The 21,699-nt window shown below is 41.9% G+C and carries 24 protein-coding genes; 11 read left to right on the forward strand and 13 right to left on the reverse strand.

Going from position 1 to position 21,699, the window contains the following annotated elements:
* Positions 1-91: 91 nt before the first annotated feature.
* The 5 genes from PNC201_RS12425 to PNC201_RS12445 form a co-directional block, all read right to left on the reverse strand.
* Positions 92-1,660, reverse strand: coding sequence for a HAMP domain-containing methyl-accepting chemotaxis protein (locus tag PNC201_RS12425; protein ID WP_233525172.1), 1,569 nt, complete (start codon positions 1,658-1,660; stop codon positions 92-94).
* Between the two features lie 275 nt (positions 1,661-1,935).
* Positions 1,936-2,127, reverse strand: a complete 192-nt coding sequence (locus tag PNC201_RS12430) for a hypothetical protein (RefSeq protein WP_010606603.1) — start codon at positions 2,125-2,127, stop codon at positions 1,936-1,938.
* Positions 2,128-2,167: 40 nt separating this feature from the next.
* Complete coding sequence (locus PNC201_RS12435) at positions 2,168-2,335, reverse strand: DUF1328 domain-containing protein (protein WP_010378934.1); 168 nt, start codon at positions 2,333-2,335, stop codon at positions 2,168-2,170.
* 10 nt (positions 2,336-2,345) lie between these two features.
* Positions 2,346-2,792, reverse strand: a complete 447-nt coding sequence (locus PNC201_RS12440; RefSeq protein ID WP_102057237.1) for a PA2169 family four-helix-bundle protein — start codon at positions 2,790-2,792, stop codon at positions 2,346-2,348.
* Positions 2,793-2,957: 165 nt separating this feature from the next.
* Positions 2,958-3,842: a mechanosensitive ion channel family protein gene (locus PNC201_RS12445; RefSeq protein WP_010606601.1), complete on the reverse strand. Its 885-nt coding sequence runs from the start codon at positions 3,840-3,842 to the stop codon at positions 2,958-2,960.
* 236 nt (positions 3,843-4,078) lie between these two features.
* Here PNC201_RS12445 and PNC201_RS12450 point away from each other — a divergent pair, with 236 nt between their 5' ends.
* The 5 genes from PNC201_RS12450 to PNC201_RS12470 all read left to right on the forward strand — a co-directional run bounded on the left by PNC201_RS12450 (position 4,079) and on the right by PNC201_RS12470 (position 6,872).
* Complete coding sequence (locus tag PNC201_RS12450) at positions 4,079-4,642, forward strand: BON domain-containing protein (RefSeq protein ID WP_010606600.1); 564 nt, start codon at positions 4,079-4,081, stop codon at positions 4,640-4,642.
* Between the two features lie 62 nt (positions 4,643-4,704).
* Positions 4,705-5,280 (forward strand): outer membrane beta-barrel protein, encoded by a 576-nt coding sequence (locus PNC201_RS12455; protein ID WP_010606599.1) that lies wholly within the window; start codon positions 4,705-4,707, stop codon positions 5,278-5,280.
* Between the two features lie 584 nt (positions 5,281-5,864).
* Positions 5,865-6,194 carry a hypothetical protein gene (locus tag PNC201_RS12460; protein WP_010606598.1) on the forward strand — a complete coding sequence of 110 codons (330 nt, stop codon included), beginning with the start codon at positions 5,865-5,867 and terminating at the stop codon, positions 6,192-6,194.
* 2 nt (positions 6,195-6,196) lie between these two features.
* Positions 6,197-6,634, forward strand: a complete 438-nt coding sequence (locus tag PNC201_RS12465; RefSeq protein WP_010606597.1) for a hypothetical protein — start codon at positions 6,197-6,199, stop codon at positions 6,632-6,634.
* Complete coding sequence (locus PNC201_RS12470; RefSeq protein ID WP_045989359.1) at positions 6,618-6,872, forward strand: hypothetical protein; 255 nt, start codon at positions 6,618-6,620, stop codon at positions 6,870-6,872. The genes PNC201_RS12465 and PNC201_RS12470 overlap by 17 nt, the downstream gene beginning before the upstream one ends.
* Before the next feature lie 28 nt (positions 6,873-6,900).
* On the opposite strand, the gene PNC201_RS12475 is transcribed toward PNC201_RS12470, so the two are convergent.
* The 6 genes from PNC201_RS12475 to PNC201_RS12500 all read right to left on the reverse strand — a co-directional run bounded on the left by PNC201_RS12475 (position 6,901) and on the right by PNC201_RS12500 (position 14,212).
* Entirely contained in the window at positions 6,901-8,853 is a 1,953-nt protein-coding gene (locus PNC201_RS12475) for a response regulator (RefSeq protein WP_102057238.1), read from the reverse strand.
* A gap of 113 nt (positions 8,854-8,966) precedes the next feature.
* A complete protein-coding gene (locus PNC201_RS12480; RefSeq protein ID WP_010606594.1) occupies positions 8,967-9,416 on the reverse strand; it encodes a response regulator in 450 nt (149 codons plus the stop codon).
* Positions 9,406-10,890 carry a sensor histidine kinase gene (locus PNC201_RS12485; protein ID WP_102057239.1) on the reverse strand — a complete coding sequence of 495 codons (1,485 nt, stop codon included), beginning with the start codon at positions 10,888-10,890 and terminating at the stop codon, positions 9,406-9,408. Before PNC201_RS12485 ends, PNC201_RS12480 begins: the two co-directional genes overlap by 11 nt.
* Positions 10,887-11,102 (reverse strand): histidine kinase, encoded by a 216-nt coding sequence (locus PNC201_RS12490; protein ID WP_010606592.1) that lies wholly within the window; start codon positions 11,100-11,102, stop codon positions 10,887-10,889. The genes PNC201_RS12485 and PNC201_RS12490 overlap by 4 nt, the downstream gene beginning before the upstream one ends.
* A gap of 15 nt (positions 11,103-11,117) precedes the next feature.
* On the reverse strand, positions 11,118-12,521 hold the full coding sequence (locus tag PNC201_RS12495; RefSeq protein ID WP_029215868.1) for a sigma-54-dependent transcriptional regulator: 1,404 nt from the start codon (positions 12,519-12,521) through the stop codon (positions 11,118-11,120).
* Positions 12,522-12,601: 80 nt separating this feature from the next.
* Positions 12,602-14,212, reverse strand: coding sequence for a diacylglycerol kinase family protein (locus PNC201_RS12500; RefSeq protein WP_102057240.1), 1,611 nt, complete (start codon positions 14,210-14,212; stop codon positions 12,602-12,604).
* A 360-nt stretch (positions 14,213-14,572) separates the two neighbouring features.
* On the opposite strand from PNC201_RS12500, the gene PNC201_RS12505 reads away from it, so the two are divergent.
* A complete protein-coding gene (locus tag PNC201_RS12505) occupies positions 14,573-14,812 on the forward strand; it encodes a hypothetical protein (RefSeq protein ID WP_102057241.1) in 240 nt (79 codons plus the stop codon).
* 108 nt (positions 14,813-14,920) lie between these two features.
* On the forward strand, positions 14,921-15,502 hold the full coding sequence (gene smrA, locus PNC201_RS12510) for a DNA endonuclease SmrA (protein WP_010606588.1): 582 nt from the start codon (positions 14,921-14,923) through the stop codon (positions 15,500-15,502).
* Between the two features lie 27 nt (positions 15,503-15,529).
* Here the strand turns inward: smrA and PNC201_RS23625 are convergent, their stop codons facing one another.
* Positions 15,530-15,664 (reverse strand): hypothetical protein, encoded by a 135-nt coding sequence (locus PNC201_RS23625; protein WP_010378895.1) that lies wholly within the window; start codon positions 15,662-15,664, stop codon positions 15,530-15,532.
* Between the two features lie 136 nt (positions 15,665-15,800).
* A complete protein-coding gene (locus tag PNC201_RS12515; protein WP_102057242.1) occupies positions 15,801-16,727 on the reverse strand; it encodes a 2-hydroxyacid dehydrogenase in 927 nt (308 codons plus the stop codon).
* A 116-nt stretch (positions 16,728-16,843) separates the two neighbouring features.
* Between PNC201_RS12515 and PNC201_RS12520 the strand changes: the two genes are divergently transcribed.
* The 4 genes from PNC201_RS12520 to PNC201_RS12535 all read left to right on the forward strand — a co-directional run bounded on the left by PNC201_RS12520 (position 16,844) and on the right by PNC201_RS12535 (position 21,643).
* Positions 16,844-18,565, forward strand: coding sequence for a GNAT family N-acyltransferase (locus PNC201_RS12520; protein ID WP_102057243.1), 1,722 nt, complete (start codon positions 16,844-16,846; stop codon positions 18,563-18,565).
* Positions 18,566-18,648: 83 nt separating this feature from the next.
* Positions 18,649-19,131: a TlpA family protein disulfide reductase gene (locus PNC201_RS12525; protein ID WP_102057877.1), complete on the forward strand. Its 483-nt coding sequence runs from the start codon at positions 18,649-18,651 to the stop codon at positions 19,129-19,131.
* 109 nt (positions 19,132-19,240) lie between these two features.
* Positions 19,241-21,304 carry a TonB-dependent receptor plug domain-containing protein gene (locus PNC201_RS12530; RefSeq protein WP_102057244.1) on the forward strand — a complete coding sequence of 688 codons (2,064 nt, stop codon included), beginning with the start codon at positions 19,241-19,243 and terminating at the stop codon, positions 21,302-21,304.
* Positions 21,305-21,364: 60 nt separating this feature from the next.
* On the forward strand, positions 21,365-21,643 hold the full coding sequence (locus tag PNC201_RS12535; protein ID WP_010378882.1) for a peptidylprolyl isomerase: 279 nt from the start codon (positions 21,365-21,367) through the stop codon (positions 21,641-21,643).
* Positions 21,644-21,699 lie beyond the last annotated feature (56 nt).

The following is a 21,699-nucleotide window of genomic DNA, read 5'->3' on the forward strand; positions in this document are numbered from 1 at the left end:
CCGCGCTTTTCTATCTCACACCAATTAACGTAACTGTGTTTTCAAGCCCAAAAGCGAAACCTCTCAAATTAAGTGCTTAGTCGAGTTGCCATTAAACCTTAAATACCGACACTTGACCGTTTAACTGCTCAGCTAACGCCTCTAAGTCATTACTCACATCTGCATTACTCTGCGCACTTCGAGTAATTTCAGAAATACTGCTACTGAAATCATTAATATTTTCGCTGATTTCCGCAACCACCGTTGTTTGTTCTTCCGTTGCCGTTGAAACCTGAATATTCATACCGACGATTTCATCCACCGCCTTGTCTATATCAGTCATGATTTGAGCTGACTCATTGGCCCTATCAACTCCTGCAGCTGCACTCGACTGTGCATTCTCCATTGACGACACGGCATTTTGTGCCATGCCCTGTAGCTTGCTGATCATATCTCGGATAGATTCCGTGGCTTTTTGCGTATTATGTGCCAATTGCCTGACTTCATCGGCAACAACCGCAAAACCTCGGCCTGATTCCCCAGCTCTCGCAGCTTCTATTGCAGCGTTTAACGCCAAAAGGTTTGTTTGTTCAGCCACACCTTGGATCATTAACACCACTTGGTTGATTTCATTCGACTGGTCATTCAACGCTTTAATTAACTGCGCGTTATCACCGACTTCACTAGCGAGGCGTTCAATAGCCTGAATATTTTGCGAAATAACATCCATCCCTTGTTTTGCAAGCTGACCTGACATTTCGGCCTTGTTCGCGGTATTCATCGCATTATGTGCAACCTCCTGAATTGCACTACTCATTTCTGTCGCTGCGGTTGCGATCATTACCGTTTGCTGCTCTTGTTCTTGTGAAGTGCCCGCAATTGACTGACTAATTCCATTTAGCTCATTGGATGTTGAGGACAGACTATTCACCATCGTAACTAGGTTGGTAACTAACTCATGTAAGCTCGACACCATAGTATTGAAGTCGTTTCCTATCTCACTCAGCTCGTCCTGCCCCTCAACCACTACACGTTGGGTTAAATCAGCATCTCTTGCAATGTTGCCAATACGCATACGCAAACGACTGAGTGGTTCGTTAATTGACCTAAATATCAACATACCAATCAGCACCATTACGATCACAATAGTAACGGAAGAGATAATCATCGCCGTTTTTGTCGCACTGGCTTCTGAGCGGCCAACATCTCTTAGTGCACTTGCCTCTGCAAGTTGTAACTCAATTAGTGCATTGTAGCTTTCACTTAGGGGGTCAAAGGCGGCATAGAGATCGTGTACAAATTTATCATAAGGAATTTCTTCAAAAGTATTCGTATTAACACGACTCGTGTAGTTGGTAAGTAATTGTTTAACAGCAAGCTCAGCGGATTCAACCTGCTTCACCAAACTTCGCTCTTCACTCGTCAATTCTGTAGATAAATATTGGCTCCATTCTTTTTCAGCGATATTTTTAGCTTCTTCGATTTGCTTTAACGCGGCACTGTTGGATAATTGATGGCCTCGTAACTTGTGAAAAGTATCTACAATAACCACCGCATAGTTGTCTGACACTACTTTTATTTGCCTCAGCGGTACAACTCTGTCGTCATAAATACGGTCAATGTAATTGATAAGATTTGATAATGTTCCAATTGTAAAGATAGTAGCGAGAATAAAAAACACAGCAGGTATGCCCGAAAGCGACAACAATCTGCTTTTAACTGAAACCCTATTTAGCATAGTCTGATTTTTATTGAGTAAACATAGAAATAAAGTATTACTCAAAGTTCATAGATTACAATAATAATTGCAAATTAAGCAGCGCATTATTGATATGCATCATACTTCGTAACTGTGTCTCTTAACTGTATAGGTTTGATTTTTAAACCTATTACAAAAAAAGAGGAGAAGCTTTTATCGGCTTCTCCTCTTTTATTCCACGTCGAAATCACTTTCGCTTAACACTCTTCGTTTTCAGCGTTCATGTTCTCTTTTACATCTTCACACGCGTCTTCCACGCTATTTTCTACTTCCTGAACTGTTTCATCGAAACGCTCACCAGCATCTTCCGCCGGACCTTCGCTACAACCAAAAAGTGCTAAAATTGAAACAAAACCAAATGCTTTTGCTAATGTAATTGCTGATTTCATAATCTATCTCCTAAAACCGTTTTTGTACGTTAATTCCCTTTTACCTGGGAGCTCGTGCTTTGCCAAAAATAAACGAAATAATCATAAAGGCGATAAACACAAAGAATAGAATTTTCGCCATACCTGCCGCAGCGCCAGCGATTCCAGTGAAACCTAGCACGGCTGCGACAAGTGCTAGGAATAAAAACATTACAGCCCAACTCAACATAACATTCTCCTTAGGCAGTTAGCTCTTGCAACTGCTTCATTTGATCGTGACAAGCTTGCATTCTGGTTTGAATTTGCAGTAATACACTCTTGCATTTAGGTGGAAGATCTTTGCTTAATGCTTTATCAAGCTTGCTTAACACTTTGTCTTCCACTTCTTCTAGCTGAGAAATATAGGTGTGCTCTTTGTCGGTGCTCACCATACCAACCAACTTGGTGTACGATTCACGAATGTCGATGCTAAGCGCTGAATCTGTCTCAATTTCACCTTCGTCAATAAGAACAAATGGTTGTAGATCCGAGATTGCTTGCGCTTTATCTACAATCATTTGGTCAAATACGCGGTTTAATTCGATATTATCTAGCTTCTTTTTAGCTTCAGTGTAAAAATCAACACCACCATTTAATACTTTGATGAGCTCTTTTACCGGCCCCATGTCGTAATTTGAATCTGCCATAAATAACTCCTTTCGTTGCGATATTTAATAAGTGCATTTTGCAAATATTATTTTCTGTCCCTTTCACTAATGCAGATTAAATGCCAAACCATAAACCTTTATTATATAAGGCTTTTTAATCTAAGCACCTTCAGACCGGTGAAAATATTACAAACTAGATGTAAATTATTCCTGTGATAATTGCGTACTTAAGGTTGTGCTCCCTTTAGCATTGAAATCCATAGTCCTAATTGGGAAAGGAATTAAGATATCGTTATCAGCTAATACACGGTTAATGGTGCAAATTGCTTTGTGCCTGACCACCATAAAGCCCGGATCTGCTGGGTAATCTATCCAAAACCACACTAATAGATTAATAGAGCTGTCACCAAAAGACTCTGCATAGACATCTGTTTCTTTTTGGCTTACTACGAAATCAAGCTTGTTAATTGCCTCAACAATCACCTCTCGGGCTTGCTCTGGGTCGTCCGCATACGAGATACCAACTGGTACTTCTATTCTTCGCTTGCCAAGCTTAGTGTAGTTTTGTAACTCATTCTTAAAGAGAATTTTGTTGGGGATATAAGACAGCTGGCCATAAAAGTTTTCTACTAAGGTGTTTCTCAAATTGATTTTGCTTACCGTGCCAAAGCAATCCTTGGTTCTTATAATGTCACCGACCATAAAAGGTTTTCTGACCCCCATCACAAATCCAGCGATGAGGTTCTCGGTCATGTCTTGGAATGCAAAGCCAATAGCAAGGCCAATGATCCCCGCCCCAGCCAACAATGACATTACAGCACCTGATAGTTTTACTATATCTAAAGCGAAGAAAATCCCAATGGCAATAATAGAGACTTTAAATATGGAACTAATAAGTGAAGCCACTTGTTCTGTCTTTATTGCTTTTTTAATTGCCTTTGAAAACCAAATTGAAGATATTTTAGCCAAAACAGTGAAGAATATGAGTATCATTAAGGCTAGGATCATATTCGGTAGTAACTGCACACCGGATTCAAGCCAAGAGATTAACTTATCATTAATTAACGTCCAGAATTTTTCTAAATTCATAATCAAATATTCCTATTTAAGTACTCGACAAATCTAGAATGCAGTAATCATTCCTAGTTATATTAATTAGCCGTTCATGGAAAAGGTAATTATTACAAACTAATTTACACATCTTCTCGGTAAATTCTTCCTTAAAACTTACTCTATAAAAATAAATCACATAATTATCAATAAGTTAATGGTTGGCACAACAACTGCAACAGATAATTCGACTACGAAATTAAAGGAGTTTAATTATGAAAAAGACATTAATTGCAACTGTACTAGTATCTTCACTTACTACTGCTTCAGCATTTGCTGCTGATAACTCTTGGGAAAAAGAAGCGAGTGACGCTTGGATAGACGGTAAAGCAGAAGCAACACTGCTTTTCAACGGTGAACTGAACAACTTTGACATTAACACTGATGTAAAGAACGGCGTTGTAGTGCTAACCGGTAAAGTTGAACACTCAGTAGATAAAAAGCTAGCTGAAGAACTGGTACTAGGTATCGATGGCGTAAAAGAAGTGAAAAACGACCTGACTATCGTAGATATGTCAGATGAGCGCAAAAAAGAGCGCAATTACGAAAGCGATAGCGGTTTTACTGACGCAAAAATCGCAACAGTAATTAAGTCTCGCTATCTGTTCGACACAGATGTAGATGGTACTGACATCGATGTTGATGTGGAAGGTTTAGTCGTAACACTAAATGGTCATGTAGGTAGTGAAGCAGAGCGCAAACTTGCTGTGCAAATCGCGAAAAACGCCAATGACGTTAGAGATGTAAAAGATAACCTTCGCGTTACCACAAAATCATAAGCCAATTTTGATTTGAGGGGGGCTTTCCCCCTCCCATACTTATATTGATTTAAGGAGTAAAGATGAAACAATTAACAATTGCTGCTGCGCTACTTGCCTCTCTAGGTCTTGCATCCACAGCCGCTCACGCGGAGTCTGATTTTGGACTAGATGATTATAAAATTTACACAGGTATCGGCTATGGCCAATACTCTTTCCAATGGGAAGATCGTGAGAATGACACTTCATTCGACGACGACTCTTCTATGCTAAAAGCGTATGTGGGTACAAAAATTAATCCATATTGGAGTTTTGAACTTGCCTATGAGAACTTCGACGAAGCAAGTGACATTGACAACTCTGCTGAAATAGACGGTATTTCTTTATCTACACGTATTTCAGCTCCACTAAACGAACATTTCTCAGTGTATGCAAAAGGTGGTTGGCTTGAGTGGGATGCTGATATCTACGCGGATATTCCAGCTGTAGGTCGAGTTTCATCTAGCCTTGAAGGTGGCGACTGGCTCTATGGTGCCGGTGTTGAGTTTCACCTCAATGAAAACGTTAACATGCGGTTAGAATACACTCGCTATGAACTTGAAGACAATATCGACCCTGATATGGACGTAGCTGCCGTCTCTATCGAATATCAGTTTTAAGCAGTAATTTTGGCTCTATAGCCTCCCAATTATTTCCCCTTTGACTCAGTCCTGGCTCTTCCACAAGAGTCTGGTTTTGGCGCTACCACTTGGTAGCGCTTTTTTTGTTTCTTCCTTCATAGTAATCCCATACTAACTTACTCATTTAAGTAACTAAACCAAGGCAAGAAAACCGGACTCGTAATTCCGCCGTAGCTCGCTATCGCTAAGGCCGAAATTTATATAGGCAAGGTAATAAATTTGCTACTTTGTTACTCGAAATAAGAAGTTTATACCTATCCAACATCAGTCGAAATCTCTCATCGAGCACGAAGGTTACTAAATAAAAATCCACTGTTGCAGATCCCTGTAATCCTGCTGAGTAAAAGATACGAATGGGTTATCGCTGTTGTGAGTCAATGTAAAAGCTGCAAGCTTTGTGACCACAATACCCTGTAGGTTCTGCTATGTAACATTTACACCCTTCATTTCGCATCTACCGACAAACGATACCGGAAAACATTAACCTTATGAATTTAAACAACTTTCAAGTTGGCAAAGGGTTTGCAACCTATATAGTGAACTAAACGAATAAGGAGTAGTTTATGAGTAATCAAGCAAACCAAACACAGACAAGCAATACAGCTAAACCACAGCCAAATGGCCAAGACTCTAGCCATCCTGTTACGGATCAAATTGCAGATACATTGCATGCATCAGTAGATTCACTGCACGCTTCGGCATCTCGTACTGAAACCTCACTACGTGAAAAAAGCCATAATTCGAGTGAAGCGATTGGTGCCAAGCGCAAGGAGTGGGAACGTGCGTGGAATACATCAGGTGTGAAAAAGTATGCAACGGAAAACCCAGTAAAAACGGCTGGTATCGCATTCTCACTTGGTATGTTAGCAACTATGCTGTTAAGGAATAAGTAATCATGCAAGACCAAGCTCAAATAAGAGACCGTCAAGCAGCAGCTCACGAGCGCACTCCAGCGCTCGCTGAGCTTAAAGATTCTGTGTCTCTATTATTCAACAGCTATCAGCAAATCGCAGAAGCACAACTAAACCTATTAGGTGCTAAGTTTAGAGCTAATCTAAAAACCTTATGTATTGCGCTCGGGTTAATTCTATTTTCTCTAATCTTGACAGCAATGGTGTGGGGAAGCTTGCATGTGTTATTTGCTTACGCGTTAACCTACGCGGGACTAAGTTGGTTTGTTTCGGCGGGTATCGTACTGACTATCAATATCGCGATGATTTATTACCTAATCATAACAGGGCTGAAGCTCTTTAATAATAGTATTAACGACCTGACGTCTGGGTTTTATACCCCAGTTGCGAAGCAGGAGGCTAGCAATGACGAAGCTCGCTGAATTCATCACTGATAAGTTGCACCAAGAAGTGGTGATTGAGAAGAAAAAGCTCATTACCGCTAAACATTTTAATCAACTTACCCAAGTGAAAGCCAAGAAGGTATTCACCGGCGCGATTAGCTCTCCTCAAGGGTTGGGCTTCATGTTTATGTTTGGCGCACTCAGCGCTAAATATGGCAAGTTTGGCGCACTAAGAAAAATCGTACTTTTACAAAGAATAGCTCAAGGTATCATTTAACTCCTTGAGCTATTCTTTGGCTCTCTATCTAAACTAGCTTTTCTTTAATTTCTTTCAAATCCACAAGTGTAATTGGCTTTAATAACACTTCATCCACTTGCGACTCAGCCAACTTTTCCGGCTCTGGATCAAAACCACTAGCAATCACAATATGCTGATTAGGATCTTGTGCTTTAATTTCTCGAGCAAGCGTAAGCCCGGACTTATCGGGCAGACCTATATCCAGTAAAATCGTGTCAAAGCGCTCAGAACCAACAAAATGCTGCCAACAAGTTTGCGCGCACTCTGCCGTAACCACATTCACTTGCAGTGAATTAAGTAACAGCTTAAGCAGATTGCGTGTATCTGCGTCGTCTTCTACCACTAAAAACTGCAATGTGCCGCTAGCTTGCTCTACGTCATTGCTAGAAGCTACCAACTCCCCGCTCAAGTAGTGTGTTAAACATTCTCCTAACTCAGAGACATTAACAGGTTTGCTCATCATATCGCTAAAGCCTAATGCCATTAACTCCTCTTTTGTGCCTTTTTGAGCTGCTGCTGTCAGTGCGACAACAGGTAAGTCAATACCACGCTCTCTGAGTGCAACAATCGTGTCTCGGCCATCCATTCTAGGCATATGCAAGTCCATAAAGACTAAGTCATACTTATCAGGGTTATCCTTTAGCATCGCAAGCGCTTCAATACCATCACCCGCAATTTCAGCGGTTGCGCCAGTTTGACCAATCAAGGTACGCATTAACATTTGGATCTCACTGATATCTTCAACGATAAGGATATGCCCTTTCAAATCAGATGGAAGCGAGTTATTAGCCGCGTTGTGGGTCTTATCAAGCATTAATGGCGCCAGAGTCATTTCATCGATAGTATCAAGGTCAATACTAAAGCCAAATTCACTCCCCTCTCCCAAAGTCGACTCAACCGCCAGCTCCCCCCCCATCAATTTAATGAGTGCCGAGCTAATAGCCAAACCAAGACCTGCACCTTCGTCTGTACGAGTCGTAACATTTTGTACTTGTTCAAAAGGTTTAAATATACGTTTTAACTTCTCGCAAGGAATACCAATACCCGTGTCAATCACCTTGAATTCAAGTTTTGCATCCGCTTGTAGTGTTATCTCAACCTTCACAAAACCGGAGCTTGTGAACTTAATCGCATTATAAATAATGTTGATAAGTACCTGCTTCAACCGCGTCTTATCTACTTTTACATCCTGCGGCAATGGCGTTTTAGCCTCGATACTAAAACTCAAGCCTTTCTTAGCTGCGGCCATTTTAAACAAACTATACAAATCACTTAAAAAGCTACTCAAACACGTGTTTTGTTTATTGAGCTGTAACCGATTTTCATTTAGCTTGGATAGGTCAAGCACATCGTTTAACAGGTTAAGTAAGTGCTCACTATTATTATTGATAATAGAAAGCTCAGGCTTAACATTCTGCAATTCTTCCCGAGATAGGAGGAGATTAGTGTAACCTAAGATAGAAGTTAAGGGTGTTCTCAACTCATGGCTTAAATGGGCCAAAAAGCGGTCTTTTGCTCGACTATCAGACTCTACACGCAATCGCTCTAGGCGCTCACGTTCAAGCTCTTTGCGTGCCAAAGCGTAGCGAATGGAACGAATAAATCGTGCGCTACTGATCTCTGACTTAAGTACAAAGTCTTCAGCACCAGCTTTTAGGGCTTCGTTATCTAACACTTCGTCTGATTGCCCCGTCAGCATGATTATCGGTGTATGGACCTGTCTTGCTCGCGCTTCTTTTAACACGCTCAAACCGGTTTGTGGGCCTAATTGATAATCCAATAAGCAGAGATCGAAGCCATTGCTCTCAAGTGCTTCTAGCGCTTGATGGTATTGGCTTTGCCAAACGAGATTAAATTTAAAGTTAGGAATAGACTGTAAATAATCTAAGGTTAAAATATAATCGTCTTCGTCATCTTCAATGAGTAGCACATTGACTTCACTGACCGACTCCTTTGTCATACTGGCCTCCACAAATGAAGTGATACTAATTCGTTTAGGTCGCCACGTTATGTTGATACAGATATAGGGCGACTTGGGGTGAGGTAGCGCTTGCTTGCACAAGCGCGATAGGATTAGTTTGGCAACTCTACTATTTCAATCCAGTACTTGCCTAAATGTTTCATCAAATCAACTAAACCATCAAAATCAACAGGTTTAGTAATATAAGATGCAGCGCCTGAGTCATACCCTCTCAATTTGTCCTCTTCTTCCTTTGAGGTCGTTAAAATCACCACAGGAATAGAACGTAGTATCGGGTCTTTTTTGATTTCTTGTAGTGCTTCTCTACCATCCATTCTTGGCATATTCAGGTCAAGTAAAATAAGGTTAGGTCTTGGGTACTGTTGCTTATCAGTAAACTGGCCCTCATTTCTCAAGTATTCCAAAAGCTCAACCCCGTCTTTAACAAACTGAAACGCATTGAGTACTCGGCTCTCTTCTAGAGCATCTTGAGCCAATAAACGATCATCTTCGTCATCATCCGCCATCAAAATATGGATCGGCTGAGTTTTCTTATAGTTCATTCTTCAATTCCTGAATAATTGGTGTTGGTTCAGCGAGTAGTGTTATCGTGAATTTAGCACCTTTACCATCTTCACTGGTCGCTGAAATCGTTCCGCCGTGTCGCTCAACAATACGTCTACACACGGTTAAACCAATGCCAGTACCAGCATATTTTTTTCTGTCATGCAGTCGTTGAAAAGGCGAGAATATTTTCTCAGCGTATTCAACGTCAAAGCCAACGCCATTATCTTCCACTACAAAGGTATAGGCATCTTGACTCATCAATTGACTGTTTTCAACCGCGATTGTAATAATCGGATTGCGCCCTTCTACTCTGAATTTAATTGCATTGGAAAGTAGATTTAAAAACAACTGATGTATTTGACTGGCATCACATTTTATTGTCGGTAACACATCCGAGTTTACGCTCGCTCTACTGTCATGAACTGCTATTTCTAAATCATCCAACACAAACTGTAAAACTTGATTAAGATCCTGATCTTCAAAAGGCTTTGCTCTGGTGGTAACTCGGGATAACTCAAGCAAGTCAGTGATAAGCGTTGACATCCGTTGCGCGGCGCTCGTCATTCGAGCCAGATAATCTCTGCCCTTATCATCAAGGTGTTCGCCATAATTCTTTTCGATGCGATCGCCAAAAGCACGGATCTTTCTCAGCGGCTCTTGCAGATCGTGAGAGGCAACAAATGCAAAGTCTTCTAGCTCACGGTTACTACGGTTTAACTCTTCAGCATAATGTTCTAACGCTTCGGTACGCGCTTGTACCTTTTCTTCCAGGTGATCGTTCGCTTTTTCTAACTCATTCTTTGCTTTCTTTGCGCTGCGTAGATTGACAACTAAAAGTACCAAAATGGCAAAAATCATCACGGCGCTCAGCAAAGTAAATACAACGATATTCATTTGTGCTTCTTTGCGGACGCGTTTTAACTGATTAAGCTGAATGGTTCGAATATCCACTTCTGCGGCCATGATTTGAGTAAACTCTTCTCGTAGGTCGCCACCAGAGTCCGCAGCTCGGTCAAGTAATAAGTTTTCATTACCTGTATCGGTGTTACGCGCAACGATTACCGTACTTTGTAAAGTTTTAAATCGCGCTTTTACACCTTCAACATAACGATTGATTTTTTGCTGCTGTACTTCACTTTCAGAGTGATTACGATCAACCCTAGATAGACTTTCATCAAGGTTTTGCAACGCCTTTCTAAAAGGTGCCAAATCGCTTTCTTTATTTGAGATTAAAAATGCTCGTTGTCCAGCCTCTGCATTTAGCATCGCAATATGCAGCCTGTCCAATGACATCATCACTTCGCTGGTGTTACGGATACTCTCTTGAACTTGGTTTAATTCTTTAACATTGTTAAAACCGATTAGGGCATTGGACGCGACAAGGCCAACGCTCACAACCACCGCAAACCAAATAAAATTAAGCTTACTACTCAAATTCATAAAGTAATTCGACTTTGTTTCATTGTTCACTCATCATTTCCTTGCTCCACCAGCGTTTGTAACAACTCGCTGCACTCTTTGGTTGCCTTAATAATCGTATTCGCTATCTCGATCACCTGTTGCTGAGAACCAGGCTGTTCAGCAATAAGCTTAATCAACTCTGAGTTCATTGAAATTTGATTCAAAGGTTTGCGTGCATCGTGTACTAGCTTCGCGAGCTCACCTTGATCATGTTGTGTCATTGTTCCTCCCCGAAATTATGACTGTGTTTCTCCCTCATAGGCGTTTAAACGGTTGTAGAGCGTTTTTGTACTGATCCCAAGCATTCGCGCGGCCAGCGTCTTATTACCTTCTACTGATTCTAACGTTTGATAGATCAATTCTCTTTCTACTTCTTCAATCGTTTTACCAGGCTTCATTTCAGGCGTTGGTACTTGAATCGCATTTGCTCTGCTTGAAGTCCCCACCTGTGGTGGAATTGGAGTACGATTAAGCTGCGCATGCTCCATCATACGTTTAGCCTGTGCGAATGGTGAAGCGAAGTTCGCATCAAATACTAAGCTATGGTCATCGTGATCTGCCATAATATAGGCACGATGAATTGTGTGCTTGAGTTCACGCACGTTACCAGGCCAGTCATATTCAACCAAACGGCTCATATCCGCCGCCTTGATCACATATTGGCTATTACCTTTTTTATTCAAGCCTTGGAGAAAATGCTCGGCAAGCAATGGAATGTCTTCTTTTCTCTCTCTCAGCGGTGGAATATGGATTGGAAATACCGCCAATCGGAAATAAATGTCTTCTCGCAGTACATCATTGGTAGCAATATCTTCAACGCTACGGTTAGTCGCTGATATTACCCGACAGTTTACTTTTATCGGCTTTGTGCCACCGACCCGTGTCACCGTATGCGTTTCAAGTACACGTAACAAGTTTGGCTGTTGCTCTATTGGCATTTCGGTTAATTCATCTAAAAACAAAGTGCCATTTTCTGCTTGTTCAAATACTCCAACTTTTTGAGCATTTGCTCCCGTAAACGCGCCTTTTTCGTGACCGAATAGTTCGCTACCGATCAAGTCTTTCGGAATTGCACCACAGTTTACGTTAACCAAGTCCCCTGTCACTGTGCTGGCATTGTGAATTGCGCGGGCAAACATTTCTTTACCTACACCGCTTTCCCCCATCAACATCACATTAGCATCAGTACCCGCAACGCGCTCTATCATCTTATATAGATGTTTCATTTTGGCAGACTCGCCCAGCAACACACCAAAATGTGCTTGACTCTCGGTTCGCTTGGCTTTGTTCTTAGAAGGGCTTAATGCGTTTCTAAAATCGTCTGCATCAACTGGTTTAGTGAGATAATTTAACCCATCATGACAAAGCTGCGACAATGCTGATTTTACTGATGGATGTCCCGTAACCATAGTTATTGGTGTACGGATCCCTGCAGCTCTGATTTCATCAACTAAATGTAAACCACTGCCATCTGGCAGCATAAAATCAAGAAAGATATGATCAAAACTTTGTGTTTCTAGCCATTGTCTGGCCGACGCTAAGTCATTCGCTAAACACGCGTCATGGCCTAAGTATTCGACAATGCGACAGGCCAGCTCTGCAAAATCATGATCATCATCTACTAATAAAACGGTTTTCAATTGAGTCCCTCTCTCAATACTCCAATAGTGTTTCCACTTTTGATTTTTATCTCGCACACTAATGAATGGCCGCAAAATACCTAATTCGGAACCATTACGTTCAGCGCGTGTTTCTGGATCACTATCTCAATACTTTTTGCACTAAGCACTTCACCATCTAGTGCAAAGTGTTGTTCTTGTTCAAATTCTATGTTTATCTTTTCGCACTGCTCGGTGCGAATATTAGAAGGTTTGCCGTCCAATTTAGGTAAAATAAGTTCGGCTACCGTAAGATTCTGCGCACCATCCGGCTCAACCGGTAAAATCGTAATATCTAGTTTGCCATCGTCATAGATTGGCTCTCCATGACCTTGAGCAAGAATTGTGGTTTTTGGTGCTGCATTCGCTACAACCAGACTAACACATTCTATTTGAGATTGCTCAGCGCCATCAAAGCTCACTTTAAAATTAAGAGGCTTATTCTCACTTACCGCCTGCCAAAGGCCTCGAATATAGGCTAATTGCCCCGAGTTATTCTTTTCTTCACGCCCAGCCTTTTCGATCATTTCCTGACCAAAGCCAACGGCTGCTGCTAAAAGCGCGGTGCGGCCATTACAGTTCATTATATCAATAGGCTTAGTTTTACCCGCTAAAATTGCTTCACAGGCACGGTTAATGGGATCTATTTTGGACAGTGAACCAAGTAACACGGTCGCTAAGGAATTGGCAGTACCTAAAGGCAATATACCAAACTGTACATCACTTTGATGAACACCATGAGCAACACTTGCTAATGTGCCATCACCACCTCCTGCGATGATGATATTTGGCTGTTTATCAGACATGATTTGTTTAGCCAAAGCCGCGACATCTGTCTCTTTCTCTGTAAAGTGAATGGATAAGTTATATTTTTCCGTCAGCATACCCACAATGTCGTTTTCATAGGTAAACCATTTACCCGATCCTGATACAGGGTTAATGACTAATGCCGCCTGCTCACTATGGGTAAAATTTTGACTGTGATGTAGCTTTGTCAGCCCTTTTAGCTGATGCTTGTTTAACCTTGCTGTTTCACGGCGGTTTTGAATTTTTTCAAGTGCTTCACGGACGGTATAATCGGGGTTGGTTGCAAGTAAATAAGCAGTACAAAAGAACACTGAGCGTCCTCGACCTAACGCACAATGCACCACAACCTTTCGCTTTAATTCGTGCTGCGCCGCTATCCATGCCATGCCATGCGCTAACTGCTCTGAGGTAGGCGCTTGATGATCTAACACTGGAATATTGAGGTAGTGTAAGCCTTGCTGTTCTGCTGACCAGTTTAACCCATCAAACTCCGCAGTTACGTCTAAAATGGCTTCAATCCCTTCCGCCTTAAGCATATCCACATCGCTTGGAAATAACCGACAAGCAACAAATAAATCATCGGTAAGCGGCTGAAATGCATCAACAACATCTCTACCTCTTTCAATTGCATTGTATAAATGTACACAGCCTAAATAAGGCCAAAATAGCCAAGTTATATACCAAGGAATTTTGCCTGTACCGTGCTTTCTAAATATGTGCGGATAGTTGGTTGCATAAGCAAAAGTAACTAAAGAAATAGAGACGGTAAACCACGCAAGCGGCAACATTAGCCAAGATCCAATACTGTGGATCGTGAGTGCGGCTAAACAGAGACTTGCAAACAGGTAGTACTTGAGCATTTTCATTGCCTTTCCTTAATTATTTTTGTCGCCTACGGCTTTTTATTATCGCCTTATGCGGAACTCTCTTAGGTTTGTACATATGTAACTAAGTATAGGTATGCATTTCTTAATCTGCGCTGATTCATCAACTTGTTTATGATAATCATGAAGATACTTAACTATAGCTGAGACTATTCACAAAGAAATAAAAAGTGCGTCTGGGTATTTGTAACGACTTATGCAAGCGCTGCTACATAAGTATTCAGCCACCATTAATCCATTAAAATTTCTAATGTGAAAATCATAAAATTTATCAGTTGAATGAAGCATAAATGATCACCATAATGGCGATCCTTTAAACGCATTTGGAGAACCAAACAGACAATGGCAAACGAGCTCGACTGGCTACTTAACTTAATATTACTTACTTTAGGTTTTGGTGCCTTTTTTATTAACCATAAAATGCTACTAAGAATAGCTGCTGTGTGCGCATGTGGCGTACTTTTTATCTCGTTTAGCCTTGATCTGATGAACACCAGTGTAATTTCTAACCTTAGCTTGATTTTGATAAATACTTTTTATCTATTCAAAGTCTATACCTTTGGTCAGCTGGAAGTTCACTAGTTCTTTGCAGTAACTCGTTCATAGCGACTAGTTCCCAGCGACTAGTTCCCTATTTCACTTCGGTGCGCTAAAATCATGGCCATCATTGCTTGTTAATGGAGAAGCAGTATGGCCATGACTGATGAAGAGCTATTTTTAGCTTCAATGGGCGACGTCACTCCGCTCGCCCAAGACAAAAAAGCAGAATTACGCCGTCACAAAAACGAACCTACTATTTCGCAACTCGCAAAACGCGAGGCCGCCGAGCAAGAACTTGAGTTTGATCCTAATTACTTATCTACAGAGTACGTCGATCTATTAGATCCACACGATCTACTCGCCTATAAAAAAAGTGGCGTCCAAGATGGTGTATACAAAAATCTCAGATTAGGTAAATACCAAGTTGATGCTACCTTAGACTTACATGGCAAACCCTTTCATGATGCCCGTAAAGCCTTGTTTGACTTTGTTACCGATTGCCATGCGAAAAGCATCCGAGTGTTGTTATTAAGACATGGTATCGGTTTAAACAGTAAACCCTTTCCCGCTGTATTGAAAAGCTATACAAATAAATGGCTGCAAGAAATGCCGCAAGTGTTGGCATTTCACTCTGCATTAAAATGCCATGGTGGTAGCGGCTCTACTTACGTACTACTAAGAAAGAGTGAAGAGAAAAAACAAGAGAATAGAGAGCGTCACGCTAAACGCTAAAAAACAAAAAGCCGAGTAAAACTCGGCTTATTTGCTATTTGCGGTGGGTGTCGTCCCCTGAAGTTCACTTGCACTAGCTTGATTAAACCAAGCTGATACACCTAACAAAATAACCGAAACCACAACAAGTGATAATTTCGCGCCACCTTGACTTTGCTTCATGGGTTAGACCTTTTTATTATTGTTTTTTTGTTAAATTAATGCATCATTCATAAACACTCAAGATGTTTTTTTATACAGTAGTTTATTCTATTCTCTTTACACTCTGCTCTGTGGCTAATTACAATCATTTAATCAATTAGTAGCCCTGTTTTTTCTGGACTGAGTGAACGAGTGCTTTGCCCTCCTGCATCGCTAAATAGTTGTTAGCAATTTGCTGAGCAGCCGTATTCAAACTGGTTAATGCGGCAACATGTGGAGTAATACTAATGTTTGGCTGCTGCCAAAAAGCATGTGATGCAGGGAGTGGCTCAGTGTCAAACACGTCTAAAATAGCCCCGCCAAACGTCTCAGCCGCTAATGCATTGAGTAAATCCGCCTCGTTAAGATGACCTCCTCTTGCGACATTGATGAGTACGCAATGATCTGGCGCGAGTGCAAATAGCTGGGCGTTCAATATCCCTTTTGTTTGTTCAGTCAATGGCAGAAGGCACACAAGATAATCGATGTCCGAAAGAAAAACAGCTAGCTCATCTTGCCCACTGAAGTGCTCAATATTGTCGAGTTGTTTTGCAGAGCCGGACCAACCTTTGATGTTAAATCCATTTACGTGTAGCTTGTGCGCGACCGCAAGGCCAAGTTGCCCCATCCCCATAATACCAACCGTGCGACCTGCTCTTGCGCGCCTTGGCTTCCATATTTGCTGAGATTGATTGTGCCCGTACTCTCTAACTCTAAGCTTATGACTTAATAGTTGGCCTAATACATATTCAGCCATATCATTCGCTAAATTTGGGGCAACGATACGCGCAACTTCCACATGTGGTGGTAATAGCTGCATCGGAATACTATCAACACCGGCACCGTAAGAATGCACAACTTTTAAATTAGGAAGCTGTGACCATAACGTCTCTGGCGCATTCCATGCCAGCACAAACTCGACCTCCTTTAATAAGCTAACATCATCAACGGGCCATTCAAGCAAGGTTTGCTGCGGCAGCAGCGCCGCTAGCTTAGCAACTAACTTGTCATTATTACGACCAGTAACACAAATAAGTAAAGCCATATCGTTCCTTTATTTTCGCTATACGCTATCACTGCAAAATAAATGACATACCAATGCAACATGCTTGTCATTAATAGTTTTTACTCTTGCAAAAAAGCGCCAACAGGTGATGAAAAATGATCAGTGTAGATAAAGTCATTGAAGCAAATCTTCCACAACTTGAAAACTCCCCAAAGGTAAAAGGGTTAGTAAAAAAAGGACTTGGTTATCTCTTGCATGAGCAAGAGTTTGTCGCGTTTGCTGACACCTACCCCCATTTGCAGGGGCTCGAGTTTGTTGAACAAGTGCTCGATGAGTTAGATTTTGACGCTCGCTTTAAACCAAAGCAAATAGAGCATATCCCAAGCGAAGGTCCGGTGGTGATCGTCGCAAACCACCCTATTGGCTCTTTAGATGCACTGGCACTAATCAAAGTGCTGGCGCAAGTACGGCCTGACTTAAAGGTTGTTGCTAACCGGATGTTGATGTCGGTTACACCAATGCATCCACTATTACTGCCTGTTGATAACCTCTCAGGGACCAGTAAAAAGCAAGAGCTGGCAAACATTCACAAGCATTTAAAATCTGAGGGGGCGCTACTTATCTTCCCAGCAGGTGAAGTTTCTCGCTTAAGCCCAACCGGAATTAAAGACTGCAAATGGAACTCTGGCTTTTTAAGAATGGCTAAAAAAGCCAACTGCCCCATTCTACCCATTTTTATCAAAGCGAAAAACAGTCCGCTCTTTTACGGCACCAGTATGATTTATAAGCCTTTAGCCAGTTTATTATTGGTCAAAGAGATGTTTAAACAAAGGCAAAAGTCGCTAGAATTTGAAATAGGCGCCAGCATTCCTCCAGAATCTTATCTTATTGATAACCTTAAAGACAAAGAGATAGTCGCGCTTATTCGCAAGCAACTTTATCGCCTTGCCAGTAAAAAGCCACTGCCACTCAAAACACAAACCCCCATTGCAGTTCCAGAAAATCGCAAAGAACTTAAAAAGGCAGTGGAAGCGTGCGAATGTATCGGTGAAACACCCGATGGCATGCAAATATACGTTTACCAATACACCGGCAGCTCGGTGATATTTAGAGAGCTTGGACGCCTTAGAGAAATTGCCTTTAGGGCCGTGGGAGAAGGGAGTGGTAATCGTCGCGATATCGATAAATACGATATGCACTACCACCATTTGTTGTTATGGGACACGAAACAGCTTGAGTTGGTGGGCGCCTACCGCCTTGCAAGTGCCAAGCAAGTGATAGAAGAACATGGGCAAGCCGGGCTTTATACCGACAGTTTGTTTTCGTACAGTGAAGCCATGGCCCCATACTTCGAAAAAGGCCTCGAACTTGGTCGCAGCTTTGTGCAGCCCAAGTACTGGGGTCGCAAGAGCCTAGATTACCTGTGGTATGGGATCGGTGCATTCGTAAAGCGCTACCCAGAACACCGTTATATGTTTGGTGCAGTCAGCCTCTCAAACGCGTTACCGGATGAAGCAAAAGCCATGTTGGTTTATCACTACCAACATTACTTTTCAAACCTTGCAGGTATCGCCACGCCGAACAACGAAATGAAGCTAAGTAATGATCAGCTTAACCGTTATCAACACATGTTTAGTGGCGATGACATCAGAGAAGATTTCGCAGAGCTCAAACATATTCTTGCTAATATGGGTGCTCAAGTACCAACCTTATTTAAACAGTATACTGAGCTTTGCGAAGAGCAAGGCGTGAACTTTCTGAGCTTTAGTATAGATCCCGACTTTAATAACTGTATCGATGGTCTGGTACTCGTTGACTTAGCGAAATTAAAAGAGCAAAAAGCGAAACGTTACCTAGGCGACAACCCCTACGGTTAAGCTCAAATACATTGATCCGCTGCAATAAAGATCGCTACACTGCGGTCTTTATTGTTGCCTATTGTTATCACGGGATCATTAGTATGCTCAAGCTACTTGGCCAAGCTTTCATCATTGTGCTGGTGTTTTTCGCCGTTTCAGCCTATCAAGAAAGAAACATGCTTGCCGATTCGGGAGAGCAAACGGCGCCGCCATTTCACCTACCCATTTTACAATCCAAGCAAACTTATTCGTCTATTCAGCTTAAAGGTCAACAAAGTGTCGTGTATTTTTTTGCGCCTTGGTGCGGCGTATGTCGAGTGAGCATGCCAAATATTGATAAACTACATCAGCAAGGCAAAGTCAAAGCGGTGGCGATTGCGTTGGATTATCGTTCCACTGAAGAAGTAACAAAGTTTGTCAGCGATCTACAATTAGACATGCCCGTATTGCTCGGTAATCAGACCACAGCACAAGCGTATAAAGTGCAGGCTTACCCTACATATTATGTACTGGATGAAAACTTCAAAATAACCGAGCGCTCTGTTGGTTACTCATCTGAGATAGGGATCCGAGCGAGATTGTAAGAAACCTCAGTATACCGCTTACAGTTAATTACAACTCTCTGAAATTAATCAACAATTATTTCGTTTAGGCTGACGCACATCTTAATAAAGGATGAATAGGAAGCCGACCATGCGCCACGCCCCACACTTTACGCTCAGCAAAATTTCACTCCTCGTGCTCTGCACTACCCTTACTAATCATGCATTAGCCGATGAGAAGAAAATTGAACACATCGAAGTTATCTATAAACGCAGCTCAGTTATTTCAGAAATTACCGAAGATGCGCAAAAACTCGTAGACATGCCAGGAGCCATGGGCGACCCGCTCAGGGCTGCTTTTGCTCTACCTGGCGTTGTTGCTGCGGGTGGATCTATGGGCGCACCTGCCGTGCGAGGCTCTTCTCCTGACGACAATATCTTTGAAGTGGACTTTATGCCCGCAGGATATATCTTTCACGATTTCGGCAGCTCTATTTTCAACCGCAATACAATTCAAGATTTTCAGCTAAATTCTGCTGGATTTGGTACCAGTTACAGCAATGCCACTGGTGCCGTGTTTGACGTCACGCTGCGTAATCCAAAATACCAAGATATTGCCACCACACTTGATTTAACCATGTTTAACGCAGGTATTTTTGTTGAAGGTAAAGCAACTGAAAATTCTGCATTCTATGTGTCAGCAAGAAAAAGTACCTTACCGCTGTTTTTCAGTGATGGCGAGGAGCTTGAGGATGATGATGGCAAGCCAACAGGGATCACCATTAACGATCCACCGGATGATCACGACTATCAAGCCAAGTGGCTGTGGGATATCAATGCAAATAATACCTTAACGGTAAATATCAATGGCGCGGAAGATTCGGTTGCGGCTGGGTTTTCAGGCGCGTCAGATCTTGCCCTTAAAACCCCAGAATATCAGGGCGATGCTCGCTATATTCGTAAATTTAATAGTCAGAACATTTTGTGGGACCACTACGCCAAAGACTTACATATTCGCGCAGGCGTCGGTTATCTCAATCACCAAGCCACCATGCGCTACGGTCAACGCGCGACTTTATCTGATGGCTACTTTGAGAATTTTGAAGAAGAACAACTCAGTTATAAAGTACGAGCCAGTTATAAGCTAAATAAAGAGCAACGTGTCATTGCAGATGCCGGCTACTACGACAAAAAATCCACCTACCGCTACGACGCTTTTAATTATGTTTGCACTGAGTTTGACCCCGACTGTGATCTAAATAAAGGTGAAAGGATTAAGGGCACATCGAGTGCTGGAACAGATTCTGCCTTTATTGGGGTTAATCACGTTTGGCAATTTTCACCAAACTGGCAAAGTGAATTAGGAATAGTAGGCGAATATTATGACTACAGTGACGAGACGATTGTCCATCCACGCCTTGCGCTCAATTACTTCTATAACGATGACACAGTGATCTCAGCCAAGGCTGGCACTTACAGCCGCATTCAAGACCTTGAATACATTTTACCTGTTGTTGGTAACCCGGAACTTGAAGCACAGCGTTCAACTCACTATACCTTAGGTTTTAAACAGGAGTTAGAAAATGAGTGGTCATATTCCGTCGAGACCTATTATAAAACCATGGATGACCTGCCAAAAAGCGCCCCCTTATCTCAAGTAAACTACATCAATGGGACTTCCGGTACAGCCTACGGTGTTGATTTTATTGTTAACAAAAACAAAACCGATGACTGGTATGGTTGGATTGCGATAAGCCTTGCAAAAAGTGAACGTGAGGATGAGCTAACCGGCATTAAGCGTGACTATTATGCCGATACCCCTTTTATTCTGAATGCCGTGTTTCACTATGACTTTGGTGAAAAGTGGTCTGGAGGCTTTAACTTTACCGCTCGCAGCGGTCAAGCCTATACCCCAATTGTGGGTGTAAAAGAGAACCCTGAATTTGCAAACCGCTACTTGCCTGTGTATGGCGACCCATTCTCAGAGCGCTTTGATACTTATCATCGCCTAGATATTCGCTTTGAACGCAAAACAGAATTATTTGGTCTCAATGGCAAGCTAATTTTGGAGCTAATGAATGCATATGGCCAAGACAATACAGCCTATGTTGACCTTGACTATGATAGGGTCAAATCAATCAATGATTTATATATAGAAGAGGAAAGCGATGACTTTGAAATGCGTCCTTCTATTGGCTTCAGCGTAACATTTTAACTTGCCATAGGCGCGCAAGCTCTGCATGATCGCATTTATTTTTATAATGAGAGTCCCTTCATGCCTAAAGCGTGCGCCTATCATATTTTAGTAAAAACCGAAAAAGAGTGTTTAGACATCAAAGCCAAACTAGCCAAAGGTGCTGACTTTGGCAAATTGGCTAAACAACATTCCCTTTGTCCTTCAAAAAAGCGCGGTGGCGACCTTGGTGAGTTCAATAAAGGGGATATGGTGAAGGCCTTTGACGATGTGGTATTCAAAAAGCCGTTATTTGAAGTGCACGGCCCAGTAAAAACCAAGTTCGGCTTCCACTTGATCAAAACCGTCTATCGGAGTTAATCGCTTTTTTTGATTAATCTCATCATTTTAATTCAATTTACCTTCATGATTAATCC

Source organism: Pseudoalteromonas sp. NC201 (assembly GCF_002850255.1).
Lineage (GTDB): Bacteria > Pseudomonadota > Gammaproteobacteria > Enterobacterales > Alteromonadaceae > Pseudoalteromonas.

Bases quoted from the DNA above. Each gene is read 5' to 3' on its own strand.
- PNC201_RS12460 (WP_010606598.1), top strand. From the start codon at position 5,865: ATGAGTAATCAAGCAAACCAAACACAGACAAGCAATACAGCTAAACCA.
- PNC201_RS12435 (WP_010378934.1), bottom strand. From the start codon at position 2,335: ATGTTGAGTTGGGCTGTAATGTTTTTATTCCTAGCACTTGTCGCAGCC.
- PNC201_RS12535 (WP_010378882.1), top strand. From the start codon at position 21,365: ATGCCTAAAGCGTGCGCCTATCATATTTTAGTAAAAACCGAAAAAGAG.
- PNC201_RS12505 (WP_102057241.1), top strand. From the start codon at position 14,573: ATGGCAAACGAGCTCGACTGGCTACTTAACTTAATATTACTTACTTTA.
- PNC201_RS12440 (WP_102057237.1), bottom strand. From the start codon at position 2,792: ATGGCAGATTCAAATTACGACATGGGGCCGGTAAAAGAGCTCATCAAA.
- PNC201_RS12520 (WP_102057243.1), top strand. From the start codon at position 16,844: ATGATCAGTGTAGATAAAGTCATTGAAGCAAATCTTCCACAACTTGAA.
- PNC201_RS12470 (WP_045989359.1), top strand. From the start codon at position 6,618: ATGACGAAGCTCGCTGAATTCATCACTGATAAGTTGCACCAAGAAGTG.
- smrA (WP_010606588.1), top strand. From the start codon at position 14,921: ATGGCCATGACTGATGAAGAGCTATTTTTAGCTTCAATGGGCGACGTC.
- PNC201_RS12475 (WP_102057238.1), bottom strand. From the start codon at position 8,853: ATGACAAAGGAGTCGGTCAGTGAAGTCAATGTGCTACTCATTGAAGAT.
- PNC201_RS12515 (WP_102057242.1), bottom strand. From the start codon at position 16,727: ATGGCTTTACTTATTTGTGTTACTGGTCGTAATAATGACAAGTTAGTT.
- PNC201_RS12445 (WP_010606601.1), bottom strand. From the start codon at position 3,842: ATGAATTTAGAAAAATTCTGGACGTTAATTAATGATAAGTTAATCTCT.
- PNC201_RS12450 (WP_010606600.1), top strand. From the start codon at position 4,079: ATGAAAAAGACATTAATTGCAACTGTACTAGTATCTTCACTTACTACT.
- PNC201_RS23625 (WP_010378895.1), bottom strand. From the start codon at position 15,664: ATGAAGCAAAGTCAAGGTGGCGCGAAATTATCACTTGTTGTGGTTTCG.
- PNC201_RS12525 (WP_102057877.1), top strand. From the start codon at position 18,649: ATGCTCAAGCTACTTGGCCAAGCTTTCATCATTGTGCTGGTGTTTTTC.
- PNC201_RS12480 (WP_010606594.1), bottom strand. From the start codon at position 9,416: ATGAACTATAAGAAAACTCAGCCGATCCATATTTTGATGGCGGATGAT.
- PNC201_RS12530 (WP_102057244.1), top strand. From the start codon at position 19,241: ATGCGCCACGCCCCACACTTTACGCTCAGCAAAATTTCACTCCTCGTG.
- PNC201_RS12500 (WP_102057240.1), bottom strand. From the start codon at position 14,212: ATGAAAATGCTCAAGTACTACCTGTTTGCAAGTCTCTGTTTAGCCGCA.
- PNC201_RS12430 (WP_010606603.1), bottom strand. From the start codon at position 2,127: ATGAAATCAGCAATTACATTAGCAAAAGCATTTGGTTTTGTTTCAATT.
- PNC201_RS12490 (WP_010606592.1), bottom strand. From the start codon at position 11,102: ATGACACAACATGATCAAGGTGAGCTCGCGAAGCTAGTACACGATGCA.
- PNC201_RS12455 (WP_010606599.1), top strand. From the start codon at position 4,705: ATGAAACAATTAACAATTGCTGCTGCGCTACTTGCCTCTCTAGGTCTT.
- PNC201_RS12465 (WP_010606597.1), top strand. From the start codon at position 6,197: ATGCAAGACCAAGCTCAAATAAGAGACCGTCAAGCAGCAGCTCACGAG.